Source organism: Haloarcula amylolytica JCM 13557 (assembly GCF_000336615.1).
GTDB classification, from domain to species: domain Archaea; phylum Halobacteriota; class Halobacteria; order Halobacteriales; family Haloarculaceae; genus Haloarcula; species Haloarcula amylolytica.
Map to the genome: position 1 here is coordinate 1 of NZ_AOLW01000025.1, position 1,592 is coordinate 1,592.

The 1,592-nt window shown below is 55.6% G+C and carries 3 protein-coding genes; all 3 read left to right on the plus strand.

All coding sequences use genetic code 11. From position 1 onward, the window contains the following. The first annotated feature begins 163 nt into the window (after positions 1 to 163). On the plus strand, positions 164 to 319 hold the full coding sequence (locus C442_RS22210; protein ID WP_008311410.1) for a hypothetical protein: 156 nt from the start codon (positions 164 to 166) through the stop codon (positions 317 to 319). A gap of 144 nt (positions 320 to 463) precedes the next feature. Next, positions 464 to 601, plus strand: a complete 138-nt coding sequence (locus C442_RS22215) for a hypothetical protein (protein ID WP_167320677.1) — start codon at positions 464 to 466, stop codon at positions 599 to 601. Positions 602 to 856: 255 nt separating this feature from the next. Continuing rightward, a complete protein-coding gene (locus C442_RS13805; protein WP_008311412.1) occupies positions 857 to 1,153 on the plus strand; it encodes a hypothetical protein in 297 nt (98 codons plus the stop codon). Positions 1,154 to 1,592: the final 439 nt, after the last annotated feature.

The following is a 1,592-nucleotide window of genomic DNA, read 5'->3' on the forward strand; positions in this document are numbered from 1 at the left end:
GCGTTGAGGCGCATCAGTCTCCAGCAGCCGGCGTCGTGGTCAACGTCAAGCGAGCACGCCACATCGCTCGCGAGTACCACGGCTGGGATCTACCAGACGAAAGCGAGCTCCGTCACCAAGCGATGGCGGGCGAGACGTGATGTCCAGTGACTTGTCCCACCATATGACCTGCAGAACCGACGAGTGCGACGCGCCGATCTTCGACGCCAAGCGCATCGCATCTGTCGACGGAGAGTACGGGCCGTACATGGCTGTCGGGCGTCACGCCGGCGTCTGTGCCAGCGGTCATCTCTCTGTCTGGGACGTCGCTGAGGCCTGAGTCCTGTCGGTCGCGTATTCGCACTGCCAATTTTGTGTCCCCCGGTGGGGTGAGGGGTTTCCCGAACATGAGCACCGAACAGCAGCCCGTCGACGAACAGTCTCCAAGCACCGAAGNCCCGGTGGGGTGAGGGGTTTCCCGAACATGAGCACCGAACAGCAGCCCGTCGACGAACAGTCTCCAAGCACCGAAGCCGACGACCGACCAGATATTCGTGCCCAGCACCGGCAGGCACAGACGAGTGGCGAGGTTTTTGAGGGTCGTCCCCAAGGTGGGCAATGAGTTCCCAGATAGTCAGTGAATGTCTCTGTCGACGTATCCCATCTTGATAGGTTGATTTACACCCGATCTCGTAAGGCGAAGACACACGAACTCTCATTCGATTCGTGGTCACTGGCGGTCAGTACACCGGCTCATGAGACGACCAGCGACTAAAAAGCAACAGGTAGATAGATATGTGTCGATAAAAAATAACGACTCTGAATGACTGCCCTCCGTTCCCTCCAGAACCGAATCCGTCCGGGAGCTACACTACTGATGCTGGGGGTGATCGGTGCAGCCACCTATTTTGAATTCATATACAACGGGCCACCAACGGTATATTCTATTGTCCTCTGGATAGTTGTCGTTCCAATGTTGCTCGCAACGACGGTGGACGGTGTTCAAGATCATCCACTCTATCAGCCGCTTCTGTATGCTGGTTTTGTTCTAGTCGGTACGCTACAGTATCTTGATGGTCATTGGTTCCTCCTCGCTGGGCTGTTTATCATCTGCGGTGTTCTCGGATTGCTCTCCGTATTTCGTCAGAAGAGGTCTCTCACCGGGTCAGGATAGCTGGCCCAGTCACCCAGACGACAACAAAATTGTTCACCCAATCGCTGGTCAGTATACCAGAGTCCTCAGTAGTCGCAGAATGTAATCAATCCATCCGTGGCACTTCCTACGTCAAATAGTACACTCCACTCCCCCCCAGATGAGTGCCCATAGTATGTCATAGGCGGTATTCGGCTCGATAGCATGAACGGTTGATACACTTGAACACACATCCGTCGATGAGGCTGAAGCATAGGGACATCTGCTTTCAGCTTCCAGCACAATCTTCAGCTCGTGGTCAAGACAGTGGACTACTGCTTACCGGGGGTTCGTAGTCGTCCGAGAGGAAGATACTGTCCTGTTCCGGATCAAAGTGAACCGCCTCGGGGTCAAGCCCCGAGGCTTCCCGTGGGTTAGTCGGACACTCCCATCCGACCATCGGCCTGATAGCCTCGGGCGG